Source organism: Pseudoalteromonas sp. P1-8, from assembly GCF_001399985.1.
Taxonomy (GTDB): domain Bacteria; phylum Pseudomonadota; class Gammaproteobacteria; order Enterobacterales; family Alteromonadaceae; genus Pseudoalteromonas.
In genome coordinates this window covers 108,394-122,084 of sequence record NZ_LJSO01000002.1, presented here as the reverse complement: position 1 = coordinate 122,084, position 13,691 = coordinate 108,394, and the positions used below count along the sequence as shown (strand labels likewise).

Sequence of the window (13,691 nt, the reverse complement as noted above, 5' to 3'; positions counted from 1 at the left end):
GTGATGACATTAAGTTGAGCGTATAAATTGGAACCTAAGAATTAAAAGGCTGCACGTATACCCACAGTGTATCTGCGGCCAACATCCTCTAACCCTCTGTTGATTCCTAGATAATTAGTTTGTATTTGTACTTCATCCGTTAAATTTAACGCTTCAAAGTCGAGACTGACTGCATCGGTTAAGTTATAACTAGCTGAAAAGTCTAACTGTTCATACGCATTAGTTAACGAACCGTCACCAAAGTAGTTTGTTCCGTTGTTAACAAATTTATCGCGATAGTTATATGCTAGGCGGGCACCAAGCAAGTCATTCTCATAGTAAACGACAAAGTTATAACTTGTTTCTGAAAGACCATCTAAAGTTAGTAAAGGGCCATCTTCTGCTGTTTGTACTTTATCTGCACTTACTTGTGTATAATTCGCCATAAAGCCTAAGCCTTCAATAACGACATCAAGTGGTTGCTGCCAGTTCACTTCAAAGCCATACAGATCAGAGCCTTTACCATTGTCAGGTAAGAATCGAGTAAAAGTCTCTGTTTTAGGATTATTACCATTCATATCGGTGTATGTCACTTGCTCAGTGCTTGTAGATGACACAACGAAAGAATCAATAAACTTAGCGAAAGGAGCAAATGAAAGCATCCCCCCGCCTTCATAATACCATTCAAAAGATAAATCTAATTGGTCAGCTAAATAAGGATCAACATTAGGATTACTTGAATTAATGGATTTAATATTGATGCTTATGTCTGTTGCAGGAGATAGCACACTAAGGTCCGGACGAGACATGACTCGTGCAGCACCAAATCTTACTAACACATCATCAGACCACTCATAGTTCATATTTAAACTAGGCAGTACCTCAGTGTAAGTACGACTCATAGAACTTTCTTTCGTATCAACAAAAGTTTGCGCTCCACCTTGGTCAAACCGAACAGACGAAAAATCAGGAATGTTTCCGCGTGACTCTTGATTAGTAGAGACCACTCTTATACCTAGGTTACCTCTTAGTTTGTCGTCTACTCCCGAAAAACCAAGCTTTATATACCCAGAAACTACATCTTCTTTAATATCAATTTGTCTTGGCCCACCCTCTGTAATAACGCCATTTTCAACAAGCGTTGGTAACGATACATAAGAGAGCAAAGTAGAGACATCAGCCGATAACCAGCTTGAGGGATAGTTCGCAGAGCCGCTATAACCATCAAAGAAATCATTAGGATTATAAACTGACATATATTTGCTTGCATTGAAGCTACCGCCTTCAATGTTCGGATCGTAAGTTTCACCTAGAAGACCCGCCAATGTCTGTGCATCGACACTTAACGAACGCACTCCATTAAACTTTTTACGCGAACTATACTTTGCACCAAATTCTAGTGTATGAAATACAAAATCGTTTGATAGCTGCCAATCTAGATTGTTTGTTAAATCTAGTTTTAAGTCGATATTCTCATCTTCTGTCGGCCTTTCAAGGTCGCCATTAAAACCAATTGAGCGGAAGTTATTACCATCCATCGGATCATAATTTGATGCGTAAGCAACACTCGGAATACCAGCATAATCAGCGCTAATATCATAAGAAGCATTCGCTCGACCAATCACCTCATGTGACAACGCCGAACGTTTATTTTCAGATTTTGCATACGAAAGTTCAGCCCCCACTTTCCAATCTTCATTAATGGTATAGTCTGTGCCCAATGAGAGAGAAATTAATGTATCGTTTGAATCTGTTGTTCTTGCATTATTTCGGTTATCAACCCCCGCAATCCCCAGTGATTCAATAAGACCATTTGAACCTAGTGAATCAGCAGTAATCTGACTACTTGTCACTGAACCTATAACATTCGTCCATCGAAAAGAATTCAGAGGTAATGAGCCTGTAATATCAAACTCTGAATAAAGAGATTCTAGCCAAATATCTGTATCATTATTTGGACGCCATTGTGCAGTTGCTAAAAGCGTTACACGCTCTCGCTTTTCATTTAATTGAGAAAAGTTTGAAGCATGATTAAAGCGGTACGATGAATCATCAATAGTACCATCTTGATTATAATCTAACCCTTTTCCAGCCTCTGTAGCTGGCTCAAGACCAAAAGCTTCAAATATATGCGACTCAACAGAGCGCTTATCATAATGAGCACCAACAGTTACGCCAAAAGAGTTATCGTTATTAACATCTGTGTATAAAAGTGATATGTCGGGTGTGGCTTTGCTTGAGTTATCTTCATAAACACTTTTAAGACTGGTAATGATCGATTGCTTGCCAATTGATAACGGACGTGGGGTAATAACGTTAACTGTTGCCGATAAAGCGCCTTCCTCCATATCTGCAGAAGGTGTTTTGTAAACCTCTAATGCACTTACAAAGTCAGAAGGTAAGATAGTGAAATCAAAACTTCGACCACCGGTTGCTGAAGGTAGTGTGCGACCATTAAATTGAATGCGAGTAAATGCAGGACTTAAACCCCGTACACTCACGTCATCACCTTCACCTCGGTTTCTTGAGATTTGTACTCCGCTAATACGCTGTAATGATTCAGCCAAGTTTTGATCTGGAAATTTACCAATATCTTCTGCTGAAATAACATCGGCAACAACATCAAGGTTTCTTTTAACCTCTGTCGCTTTCTCTATACTGCTGCGAATACCGCTTACTTCAATAACTTCTATGTCATTGACTTTACTTTTGTCAACGTCTTGAGCCATAGCAGAAAGCGCAATTGGCATACTAACGGCCGATAGTGCAGCCCCTTTAATAGCAATACTAACGAGCATTGCCACCTTTGTGTGCATAAATCTATTAATGTGTGTTGAATAACTCATGGTTTCCCCTCATTTTTGCCTAGCTAACCTTCTCTTAGCGGAAGCTTCACCTGTTCATTTAACAATCTAAATGTTCACTTTGCATACGTATTCATATAAAGACTTGCACATACATTTCATATCTGCAACAACTTTTTACATTTAAAAATTCAAAAAATGTTAAAAAGCTTTTAAAACAAGGCAGTAGAATTAAATGTCATTTAAAAAACTCAAAAACCACTGTTTTAAAGTTAGAAACTTTTAATAAATAGCACACTTTTAATTCAAAAAAGGTTGACTTATTTAAATCACAAACATATTTTTTATATATAAATTATATTTTCAAGTATAAAAATAGGTCGGCAAATTTAACTCTTTATCAAGGTAAAAGCATTAAATTTGGTGAAATAAGCTTTACGAGGGCAAGATGAATAATAGGAAATTTGTACTACTTCATGAAATGGATAATGTGTTTGTTTGCTGCCAAGCCACACAGCAAGGTGAGCAATTCACAATATCTAACGACACGTTTCAGCTAGACAGTGACATAACAATTGGCCATAAAGTAGCACGTCAAAACATCAAAAAAGATGAAGCAATAATAAAATATGGAGTGCCTATTGGTTCAGCAATTATAGATATTCCAAAAGGTAACCATGTACACATGCACAATATGAAAAGCAACTACATCAGCAGCCATACCAGACAATCAGTGAGTGGAGAGTAATATGCAAGGATATTTAAGAAGCGACGGTAGAAAAGGCATACGCAATACAATCGTAATCGCGTATTTGGTTGAGTGTGCACATCATGTTGCCAGAAGCATTGTGACAAAAATAGACAATAAAGACGTACACCTTATAGGTTTTCCTGGCTGCTACCCAAACGACTACGCACTCAAGGTGATGACACAACTTTGCACACATCCCAATGTAGGTGGTGTGCTTTTAGTATCTCTGGGATGCGAAGGGTTTAATCGTGAATATTTAAGTGAAGCAATCTCAAAAACCGATCGCCCAGTTGAGACATTAGTCATTCAAAATACCGGCGGAACCAAAAGTACAATTGATGCAGGATTAAAAATAGCAACATCACTTCTTGGAAAAATAGCTGCAACACCAAAAGTTAAAATGAACAGTGATGAGTTAGTCATTGGCACAATTTGTGGTGGCTCTGATGGTACCAGTGGAATTAGTGCAAACCCTGCTGTTGGTGAATGTTTTGACTTATTAATCGCCGAAAATGCAACCTGCATTTTTGAAGAAACGGGAGAGTTAGTCGGCTGTGAACACATAATGGCTCAAAGAGCTGACTCACCAGAACTTGCCGCTGAGCTTATCGCTTGTGTAAAAAAAGCAGAATATTACTACACCAAAATGGGGTATGGTAGTTTTGCTCCCGGCAATGCTGAAGGTGGGCTCACAACACAAGAAGAAAAATCAATGGGAGCGTACGCTAAATCAGGTGCGTCTCAAATAAATGGCATAATCAAACCAGGAGAACATCCTTCTAGTAAAGGTTTATTTTTACTCGATGTAGTTCCTGACGGCGATCCTATATTTGGATTCCCGAATATTTCTGACAATCAAGAAATAGTTGAAATGATAGCTTCTGGTGCTCACTTAATTCTATTTACTACAGGGCGTGGTTCTGTTGTCGGTTCCGCTATATCTCCTGTAATTAAAGTATGTGCAAACCCCCAAACCTATGAAAATTTAAGTGATGATATGGATATCAATGCGGGTGAGGTTATTAAAGGATTGAAAACAGTCAAAGAAGTTGGGCAAGAAATTTATGAGAATGTCATTAATGTTGCCTCTGGAGCTGAAAGTAAATCTGAAGAAATGGGTCATAGAGAGTTTCTTTTAACCTATAAAAATTTCCATAATTCAGGCCAACTAGGCCCTGTTTGCTTGAAGTAAATAGCTAAAAAGGAACACATAATGAGTGACTATTTTAATCACAACTACCCCACCATATCAGATCTAAAGCAGCGGGCTAAAAAACGGATCCCTAAATTTGCTTTTGATTACTTAGAAGGTGGCTGCATGGATGAAATTGGTATTCAACGCAATCGGAATGATATTAATGCCGTTAAACTTCGTAGTGAACTATTAAAACCTTTTAATGGCAGTGACCTAAATGTCACATTATTTGGTCATACTTACTCAGCTCCCTTTGGTGTGGCACCAATTGGTTTACAAGGACTCATGTGGCCCAAAGCCCCTGAGATTTTAGCTAAGTCAGCGGCTGAAAAGAATATTCCATATATATTAAGCACAGTTTCTTCAAGTAGCCTTGAGCGAATCGCTGAAGTATCTCAAGGTAAAGCATGGTTTCAATTATATAACCCTACGGATCCAAGCATTCGAAGTGACTTACTAAAACGTATCAAAGCTGCTCAATATCCTGTACTTGTTGTCACCGTTGACGTACCCACATTTGGCTATCGCCCACGTGATATTCGCAATGGCCTTGCAATGCCACCAAAAATGACGTTAAGCAATATAGTGCAAATGTTAACTTGCCCACGATGGTTAATGGAAACAGCAATAGCTGGAAAACCACAAATGGAAACGCTTGTAAAATACATGCCAAAAGATATGCCAACAGATGAACTTGCTGCTTTTATGAATAAAACAGTGATGGGTCGTGTAGATATCGAGGGTCTCAAACCATTAAGAGATATGTGGCAAGGGCCTTTAGTCATCAAGGGATTGATTAATGAAGATGACGTTGCTCATGCTATTTCACTCGGTGCCGATGGTGTCATTATTTCAAATCATGGAGCCCGTCAGCTAGATGCTAGTGAATCTGCTATTTCACCACTTCACTCTATTTATAAAAAATATGGCGATAAAATTAAAATCTTTATGGACAGCGGCCTTCGCAGTGGTACCAATATTGTGAGTGCTTTAGCGAGTGGGGCCGAATTTACATTTCTTGGACGTCCTTTTGTTTATGGCGTTGGCGCATTAGGGCAACAAGGTGGTGTACATACAATCAATGCGCTAACGTTACAAATCACGCAAATAATGAACCAGTTAGGGTGTGAAAAAATTGCTGATTTACCTAACTTTCTTGTTAAGTAGTAACTAGATAAAGAATTATAACTATGAAAAATAACTTAACTACGCGTCCTTTAGGTAGTACTGAATTAAACGTTTCAACATTAGGTTTTGGTGCTGCTTCAATGGGTAACCTCTATCATGAAGTATCTGATAACGATGCCCGAAAAACATTAGCGTCTGCCATTGATGCAAAGATTAACTTATTTGATACCGCGCCAAGGTATGGAGCAGGGTTAAGTGAGAGGCGCGTAGGTGATGCTTTGCGTCCATTAGACAAAGACAAATACGTTATATCTACCAAAGTTGGCCGAATTTTAAAGCCCGACCTTAACGCTAAAGTAAATGAGTTACGCCATGGTTTTTTGACTCCAATGTCATTCGAAGCCGAATACGACTATACCTATGATGGCATTATTCGTTCATTTGAAGATAGTCAGCAACGTCTTGGCCTTGCACACATAGATATTTTACTCGTTCATGATTTAGGGGCTGATACACATGGCAGCATGGATGATTACTATTTTAAACAGTTTGCATCGAGTGGTTATAAAGCACTTGAAGAGCTAAAAAAAGACGGAAGAATAAAAGCCGTAGGCCTTGGAGTAAATGAAGTCGATGTTTGTGAAAGAGTGATGAACATCTCGCAATTTGACTGCTTTCTGCTTGCTGGCCGCTATTCATTGTTGGAGCAAGCTCCTTTGCATGGTTTTTTACCTAACTGCATTAAACACGGCGCTTCAATCATTTTAGGTGGACCTTATAACTCAGGAATACTCGCAACAGGCGTTAAAACTAATAAAGTCCCTTATTACAACTATGCCCCAGCACCAAAGGATACCATCAACAGGGTCGACAAAATTGAAAATGTTTGCCAACAACACAATGTAACTTTAGCAGCTGCTGCTTTACAGTTTCCTTTAGCACACCCTGCTGTTGCCTCTGTTATCCCTGGATTAAGTAGTTCAGCCCGAGTTGAGAAAACATTACATTTGTTTAATGAAAAAATACCTGCAGCTTTTTGGCAACAGCTTCAACACGAAAAGCTACTAGATAACCTAGCTCCTCTCCCTATTTAAGGAAATAACCATGAGCTATATGCCAAACTCTACTGCTTTGACTCGAATCGATTGCCATCAGCATTTTTGGGATCTCTCCAGAGGCGACTACCACTGGCTAACACCAAAGCTTGAGCCTATTTATCGTAACTTTTTACCACATGACTTGGAAAAAGTACTGAGCGATCAGCATGTAGAAAAAACCATTTTAGTACAAGCAGCCGATACAGAAGCTGAAACCCTTTTTTTACTCAGTCTTGCTGAAAGTACTGAGTTTGTTGGGGGAGTGGTTGGTTGGGTTGATCTAGAAGGTGATGATGTCATATCTCGTTTAAAAGAAATGAAGAAAAATGAATACTTCAAAGGTATTCGTCCTATGCTGCAAGATATCAAAGACAAAGAGTGGATATTAAATGAAAAATTTCATGGCACCTTTGACTTTATGGCAGCAAATAACATTTCATTTGATGCGCTTGTAAAAGAGCAACATCTGGCAAGTATTAACACTCTCGCAAGGCAGCATCCCAGATTAAAGATTGTCATTAATCACGCTGCTAAACCTAATTTAACTAAAACATTATCAGAAAACTGGCAAGCACAGCTAAGTCAATTAGCCGAGTGTGACAATGTGTATGTCAAATTATCTGGATTAATGACTGAAACAACCCCTTTTAATACCCAAGCAGCTGATTATCAAGCTTGTTTTGACGTTTTATTATCTCTGTTTGGTGTTCAAAGAATCATGTGGGGAAGTGACTGGCCTGTTGTCCAATACCAAGGTGACTATCAAGCCTGGTGCATGATCTGCACTCATCTACTCGCTCCTCTTAACGACGATGATAAACAGAAAATTTGGGCTGATAATGCTCGCCATTTTTATTGCTTATCTCGTTAATTAATTGTTTAAGGTTTTTAATAATGATACACAATAAAACACAAAAAACCGCTCTTGTAACTGGCGGTGGTAGCGGGATCGGAAAGAGTATTTGTTTACGTTTAGCAAATAAAGGAATCACAATACTTGTGGTAGATTTGGATATTAATGCTGCCAATAAAGTAATGGATGAAATTTTAACTCTGGGTGGAAACGCATTTTCTTACGCAGTCGATGTCGCAAACCACCAACAAGTTTCAGCATTATTCAAATCTATAAATGAAAAGCACCCGATTGATATTCTTATCAATAATGCTGGCATAGCACATATTGGCAATATTGAGCAAACCACCGAACAAGATCTCGATCGTTTGTACAATATCAATGTTAAAGGCGTCTATAACTGCATACATGCCACTATAAATGAAATGAAAAAAAAACAATCAGGGGTAATCATCAATCTTGCTTCTGTGGCATCTTCAGTTGGAATAGCTGACCGTTTCGCCTACTCAATGACGAAAGGGGCCGTACTGACCATGACCTACTCTGTCGCTAAAGACTACATAAACGATGGCATCCGATGTAACTGCATCTCTCCAGGGCGAGTACATACTCCATTCGTAGATAATTTCTTAGAGAAAAATTATCCCAACAACAAAGCAGAAATGTTCGAAAAACTATCTGCTAGCCAGCCCATTGGACGAATGGGACAACCAGAAGAGATTGCATCACTCATTGATTACTTATGCTCTGATGATGCTGCATTTATCACCGGCAGTAATTTTCCAATTGATGGCGGCTTTGTCACATTAAACAACTAGGATTAAAAGAGGTAAATATGAAACTATTAAGATATGGTCCATTAGGACAAGAAAAACCCGGCATCATTGATGGTGAAGGAAGAATTCGCTGCCTAAGTGGCATTATTGACGATATAAAAGGGGCAACTCTGGAAGCTTCAACCTTAAAGAAACTACACGAACTAGACCTACACAGCTTACCTCTTGTTAGTGATCCTGTTCGCCTTGGTGCTTGCGTGGGTAATGTGGGCAAGTTTATATGTATCGGCTTAAACTATGCCGACCATGCTGCTGAATCTAACATGCCAATACCCAGCGAACCTGAAGTATTCAGCAAAGCAACTAGCGCCATTTGTGGCCCTAATGACAATATAATAAAGCCAAAACATAGCCAAAAATTAGATTGGGAAGTCGAGCTCGCTATCGTTATTGGTAAGCATGCCTCTTATGTAGATGAAGAACATGCTGAAGACTATATTGCTGGTTATTGTGTATGTAATGATGTATCGGAAAGAAACTTTCAACTAGAACGCGGTAGCCAATGGGATAAAGGTAAAGGGTGTGATACCTTTGGACCTATTGGTCCTTGGCTCGTGACTAAAGATGAAATTGACGATCCACAAAATTTACCAATGTGGCTTGAGGTAAATGGCACACTATTTCAAAATGGAAATACTAAAACCATGATCTTTAAACCTGCATTTATTGTGAGTTATCTTAGCCAATTTATGAGTTTGCAACCTGGCGATGTTATTTCAACAGGTACTCCTCCTGGAGTTGGTCTTGGCCAAACGCCACCTTTATACTTAGAGCATGGCGATAAGATTAAACTTGGAATCGAAGGTTTAGGTGTACAACAACAAACGGTTGTGTCTTTCGAGTAAATAAGCGCAATTACCCCAGTCGCTTATAATTAGGCTCTTAAGGACATAGAGCCTAATTAACTATCATCAGGTTGATTAAGAAAAATATACACTTTATCTGGTCTTTATAACTCCGCCAGTCTGAGACCCAAACTTTCTTTAATGGTATTCATTTGTTGATGTAACCGTTGTTGAATATCGCTCACAAGAACATTTGATTCGCTTACTTGACCTTTCATGCTGAGCATTGACTGACTAAAGTTTTCGAGTAAAGCATTTTGCTGCTTTGCAAGCTCCATGGCATCAAACGCGACTTTATTGGCGTCTTGTGCATTTTCGGCAACCCCTTCTGAGTTGCGCTTTAACTCTTGGGCATTTTGCGTTTGTAACTCGGCATCACTCGCAAGCGCACTAATTTGTGTTGATACCATAGTTGAGTTTTCACTTAAGCGGCTAAGCTGGCTGTTAATATCATCCAGTGAGCCTTGAGTTTGTCTTGCTAATTTACGCACTTCGTCAGCGACAACGGCAAAGCCGCGACCATGCTCTCCTGCCCGCGCTGATTCAATGGCGGCATTCAATGCCAGTAGATTTGTTTGCTCAGCAATGTTTTTGATCACCTCAATAACTTGGCCAACATCATCAACGCCTTTTAATAGCTCTTTTAAGCTAGCTAGACCTTGCTCAACGCGCTCTTCAGTGCGAGAGCTTGCGGTTAACATGCTGTCGGCAAAGCCTAAGCTTTGCTCCATCGCACCAAAGGTTTGTTTGGCGTTATCAGCAACTTGACCATTAATGTTATTGACCTGCTCACCTATGTGTTGAATATCAGTAAGTAAACCTTGGTTTTGTTCAACCTGAGAGTGGCTGGCATCCGTTTGCTGAGCAATGGTATGTAAGTGCTCGCTCATCTCTAGCATAAAGTCATTAATAACCTTAAGCATTTGTGCTCGCTCTTCTGCCTCACCACGCTGGCGCTCAATCAATTGATTAAAGTAATGAGCAATTTCACCAACCTCGGTTTTCGGGTTTTTACTCTCAATGTTTTTAAGCTCATTACTTTCAATCAAGAAGGCAAAGCCATCACGCAATTGGCGCAAAGGGTTAAGCACTTGGTTACGCTGTACGAAATACACACCCGCGGCTAAAACCACAAGCATGCCAATGGCTACACAAAACACGATAAACACTTGTTGCTTAAGCTCGCTTTGTTCATCTTTTAGTTTTTGCTCTGCACCAAGCACCGTTGCTGAAAGCGCGCCGATTTGTTTACGCAGTGCTTGCATGCCAGTTTGTCGTTGCTCAGCTTGCTCAAGTGTTGATGCTAAATCACGAGGGAAACGTTTAGGCCAGCTTGTTAACTCAGCTTTAATATCACCGGCTAAATCTTCTGCTTCTTCGCCAAAAAATAAAGCGTCTTCATCCACTTCACTCATTACACCTAGGTTTTCGAGTCTGTCGATTTTAGTAGCAAGGGCATTTAAGTTTTCAACACTTTGATTAAGGCTGTTTTTAGTGTCTTGATCAAAGTTGATCACTAACTTGTAAGTATATAAAGCAAGTGATGTCACTTCGCTGTAGTAGTCAGCAGCAAGTTGATAATATTCAAGCGCAAGCGCTGTTTGCGGCTCTGCTTTACTTGCATAGCCAATTAATGATGAGGCAGAGCCTGCCATTTGTCTTAACGAGTTATCGAGCAGTGCCATTTCGTTACCCGATAGCTTACCTAAAGCGCGATACTTACCGTTAATGTCTTTATCGAGGGCCGTCAGTTGGCTATTTAGTTGACCCGCGAGATCTTTAGGTAGCTCAGCTAAATGCCGCTTTTTAACATCGCTTATCAGCGTTGAGGCTTTATTTAAGTGTTGGCTGTCACCTTGCTCTAAATAATCATCAAGGTAACTTTTTAAATCAATAATGATGGTGTTTTTCAGCTTATTATAAGCGTTATCTTGCTGCTCTAAGCCGAGTAAGGTTTGACTAGCCCAGAGCAGAGTGGCTGCCAGTAAGATACTGGCGAGTGTGAGTAAAACGGCCAATAGCCGAGTAAATGATGACACGCGCATAAACGATATTCCCAAGTAACGTTACGCGCGTAGAATATTAACCTTTTATGACAATTTGATGTAAACCGTAAAAAATAACAGGTAAAAGCGAGAGCAACCAACCCAAAAGGGTTAAATAAATACCAATTCGCTTAATATTGCGGATGGTATCAGACCATTGCAGCTTTTACGTATACATCAAAGCGGTTCTTCTTGGTTTTGATTTGCATACTCGGGGTTTTATCATTTAGAAATGGGGCGTAGTCAGGGCGCTTTACAACGACTCGCTTACTAGCAAGCGGATAAGCAAAATCTAATAGATCATCGGCATCGCTATCTCCGCCGACAAGCTCTTGGAATACTCGCATTTCTTTTTTAACGAGGGCTGATTTTTCACGATGAGGAAACATAGGATCTAAGTACACAACATCAGGAGTATCACTACACTGCGCCAGTAACGTATGACTAGAACCAAACACTAGGCTCATGTTTTCTTTCATCCAAGGGCCAATTTCAGCATCGTTATAGGCGCGTTCTAGGCCGTCAAATAATAGCGCAGCAACTACAGGGTGGCGTTCATGCAAAATCACTTTACAGCCTAGTGATGCCAGTACAAAGCCATCGCGACCAAGGCCTGCAGTGGCATCAAGCACCACTGGCGTGGCACCTTTGTTTAAGCCAACCGCTTTTGCGATAGCCTGCCCTTTACCACCACCGAACTTGCGTCGATGGGCTGCGGCACCAGTTACAAAATCAACATGGATAGCACCAAGCTTTGGCTCGTCCTTTTTTTTCAAGCTCAAGCCTTGATCGTCATAATGAAGCGAAAAGCCAGCATTTTGTTCAGCCCATTTGGCCAAACCAAAACGCTGTTCAATCGCATCTAAATAAGGACGCATTTCTTTAAAAGGACAATGAATTACCACGCAAAACTCCGAGCTATATTATTCGCCGCCAGTATAGCATGGCTTAAAATAGCTCGATATCCGTTTGTGAGGTCACATCTTCGGTCTCACTCGGCTCAGCCATTTTTTGTAAGCTAGCTAAAAGCTCACTACGCGATTCGATAATGTGCTTTAGCTGAAACTTTATAAACGATAAGTCTTCATTGAGTGAGGTAAAAATCAGCTGAGTTTGCTTTAATTGCTGCAAGTGAAATGCGACTTCGTCGCTTCCCGATAAACCACTTTGCTCAATAGACTTATTTAGCTCATCAAGTTGGGCGGCAAATTTCTCTACAGCATGTTCGCGCGAATCACTGTTTTGGTACATTTGATCAGATAGCTCATTAAACGAGTTACCAATTTGCTGCGCCTGAGTCAGTGCCCGCTCATTGTTTTCCATATCTTGTACTTTGGCGTTAGTCACTTCAAGAATATGCGGGAATAGATCTTTATAACGGCCATAAAGCTGGGCATCATCTAGTGGCATGTTTTTAACCAGCATCGACACTTTAGGGTAATTAATAATAGTGCGATGGCTAAAATCAACAAAGCGATTTGCATCACGGTGTTTTTCGAGTAGCTCTTGCTCAAGTGGACACACCCCACCCTCAGCACTACAAAATACGCCAACATCTTGATACCAAAACGCCAGTACGACATCGAGCTCCATCGGATTAAAAAACTCAAACATATGCTCAGATAACGCTTTGATATCGTGTGCATGATAGCTTTGCCCAACGTAACGCATAATGCGACCCATATCACCTGAGTCTGTCATCGCGATTTCGGCAGTGATTTGCGCTCGCTCTACATCACTTTTAAGCTTTTTAGAGTGCTGACGATATTGATATAACACGCGAATACGTGCCATGAGTTCTTCAGCATTAAATGGTTTTACAATGTAGTCAGCAGCACCTGCGTTATAACCTTTTACACGGTCTGGTAGGTCAGCTTTACCCGATAAAAACATCACAGGCGTGTCTTTTGTTTGCGGGTTAGCTTTTAATTCGTTACATACCTCAAAGCCCGTTTTACCCGGCATTTCGATATCAAGTAAGATGATATCAGGGTTGTACTTTAACGCCTGTCTTAATCCTTCGTCGCCATTTTTAGCATGGATCAGTGTGCAAAAGCCCGATAGCGATTCCTCAATCACATGATGGATATATTTATCATCATCAATGGCTAATACAAGTTTTGACATGCTTAATTCCTATAAACTCTTTTTTAAGAAG

Annotated in this window: 11 protein-coding genes; 7 read left to right on the top strand and 4 right to left on the bottom strand. The window is 40.1% G+C overall.

Features of this window, described 5'->3' with window-relative positions:
• Window positions 1-41: 41 nt before the first annotated feature.
• Window positions 42-2,825 carry a TonB-dependent receptor gene (locus AN213_RS04075; RefSeq protein WP_055197588.1) on the bottom strand — a complete coding sequence of 928 codons (2,784 nt, stop codon included), beginning with the start codon at window positions 2,823-2,825 and terminating at the stop codon, window positions 42-44.
• A gap of 406 nt (window positions 2,826-3,231) precedes the next feature.
• Between AN213_RS04075 and AN213_RS04070 the strand changes: the two genes are divergently transcribed.
• From AN213_RS04070 to AN213_RS04040, 7 genes are read left to right on the top strand one after another with little or no spacing between them, the layout of a single operon-like run.
• Window positions 3,232-3,531 carry a UxaA family hydrolase gene (locus AN213_RS04070; RefSeq protein ID WP_054563373.1) on the top strand — a complete coding sequence of 100 codons (300 nt, stop codon included), beginning with the start codon at window positions 3,232-3,234 and terminating at the stop codon, window positions 3,529-3,531.
• 1 nt (window position 3,532) lies between these two features.
• Window positions 3,533-4,726 (top strand): UxaA family hydrolase, encoded by a 1,194-nt coding sequence (locus tag AN213_RS04065; protein ID WP_055197586.1) that lies wholly within the window; start codon window positions 3,533-3,535, stop codon window positions 4,724-4,726.
• A 21-nt stretch (window positions 4,727-4,747) separates the two neighbouring features.
• Entirely contained in the window at window positions 4,748-5,896 is a 1,149-nt protein-coding gene (locus AN213_RS04060; protein ID WP_055197584.1) for an alpha-hydroxy acid oxidase, read from the top strand.
• A 23-nt stretch (window positions 5,897-5,919) separates the two neighbouring features.
• The gene (locus AN213_RS04055) at window positions 5,920-6,951 is read left to right on the top strand and encodes an aldo/keto reductase (protein ID WP_054563370.1); all 1,032 of its coding nucleotides are present in this window, start codon (window positions 5,920-5,922) and stop codon (window positions 6,949-6,951) included.
• Window positions 6,952-6,961: 10 nt separating this feature from the next.
• Window positions 6,962-7,825, top strand: a complete 864-nt coding sequence (locus AN213_RS04050; RefSeq protein ID WP_055197582.1) for an amidohydrolase — start codon at window positions 6,962-6,964, stop codon at window positions 7,823-7,825.
• Between the two features lie 23 nt (window positions 7,826-7,848).
• Window positions 7,849-8,625 carry an SDR family NAD(P)-dependent oxidoreductase gene (locus AN213_RS04045; protein ID WP_054563368.1) on the top strand — a complete coding sequence of 259 codons (777 nt, stop codon included), beginning with the start codon at window positions 7,849-7,851 and terminating at the stop codon, window positions 8,623-8,625.
• Between the two features lie 17 nt (window positions 8,626-8,642).
• The gene (locus tag AN213_RS04040) at window positions 8,643-9,488 is read left to right on the top strand and encodes a fumarylacetoacetate hydrolase family protein (protein WP_055197580.1); all 846 of its coding nucleotides are present in this window, start codon (window positions 8,643-8,645) and stop codon (window positions 9,486-9,488) included.
• Between the two features lie 104 nt (window positions 9,489-9,592).
• On the opposite strand, the gene AN213_RS04035 is transcribed toward AN213_RS04040, so the two are convergent.
• The 3 genes from AN213_RS04035 to AN213_RS04025 form a co-directional block, all read right to left on the bottom strand.
• Window positions 9,593-11,533, bottom strand: coding sequence for a methyl-accepting chemotaxis protein (locus AN213_RS04035; RefSeq protein ID WP_055197578.1), 1,941 nt, complete (start codon window positions 11,531-11,533; stop codon window positions 9,593-9,595).
• Window positions 11,534-11,682: 149 nt separating this feature from the next.
• Window positions 11,683-12,438, bottom strand: a complete 756-nt coding sequence (locus tag AN213_RS04030; RefSeq protein WP_054563365.1) for a class I SAM-dependent methyltransferase — start codon at window positions 12,436-12,438, stop codon at window positions 11,683-11,685.
• 43 nt (window positions 12,439-12,481) lie between these two features.
• Window positions 12,482-13,660, bottom strand: a complete 1,179-nt coding sequence (locus AN213_RS04025; RefSeq protein WP_055197575.1) for a two-component system response regulator — start codon at window positions 13,658-13,660, stop codon at window positions 12,482-12,484.
• Window positions 13,661-13,691: the final 31 nt, after the last annotated feature.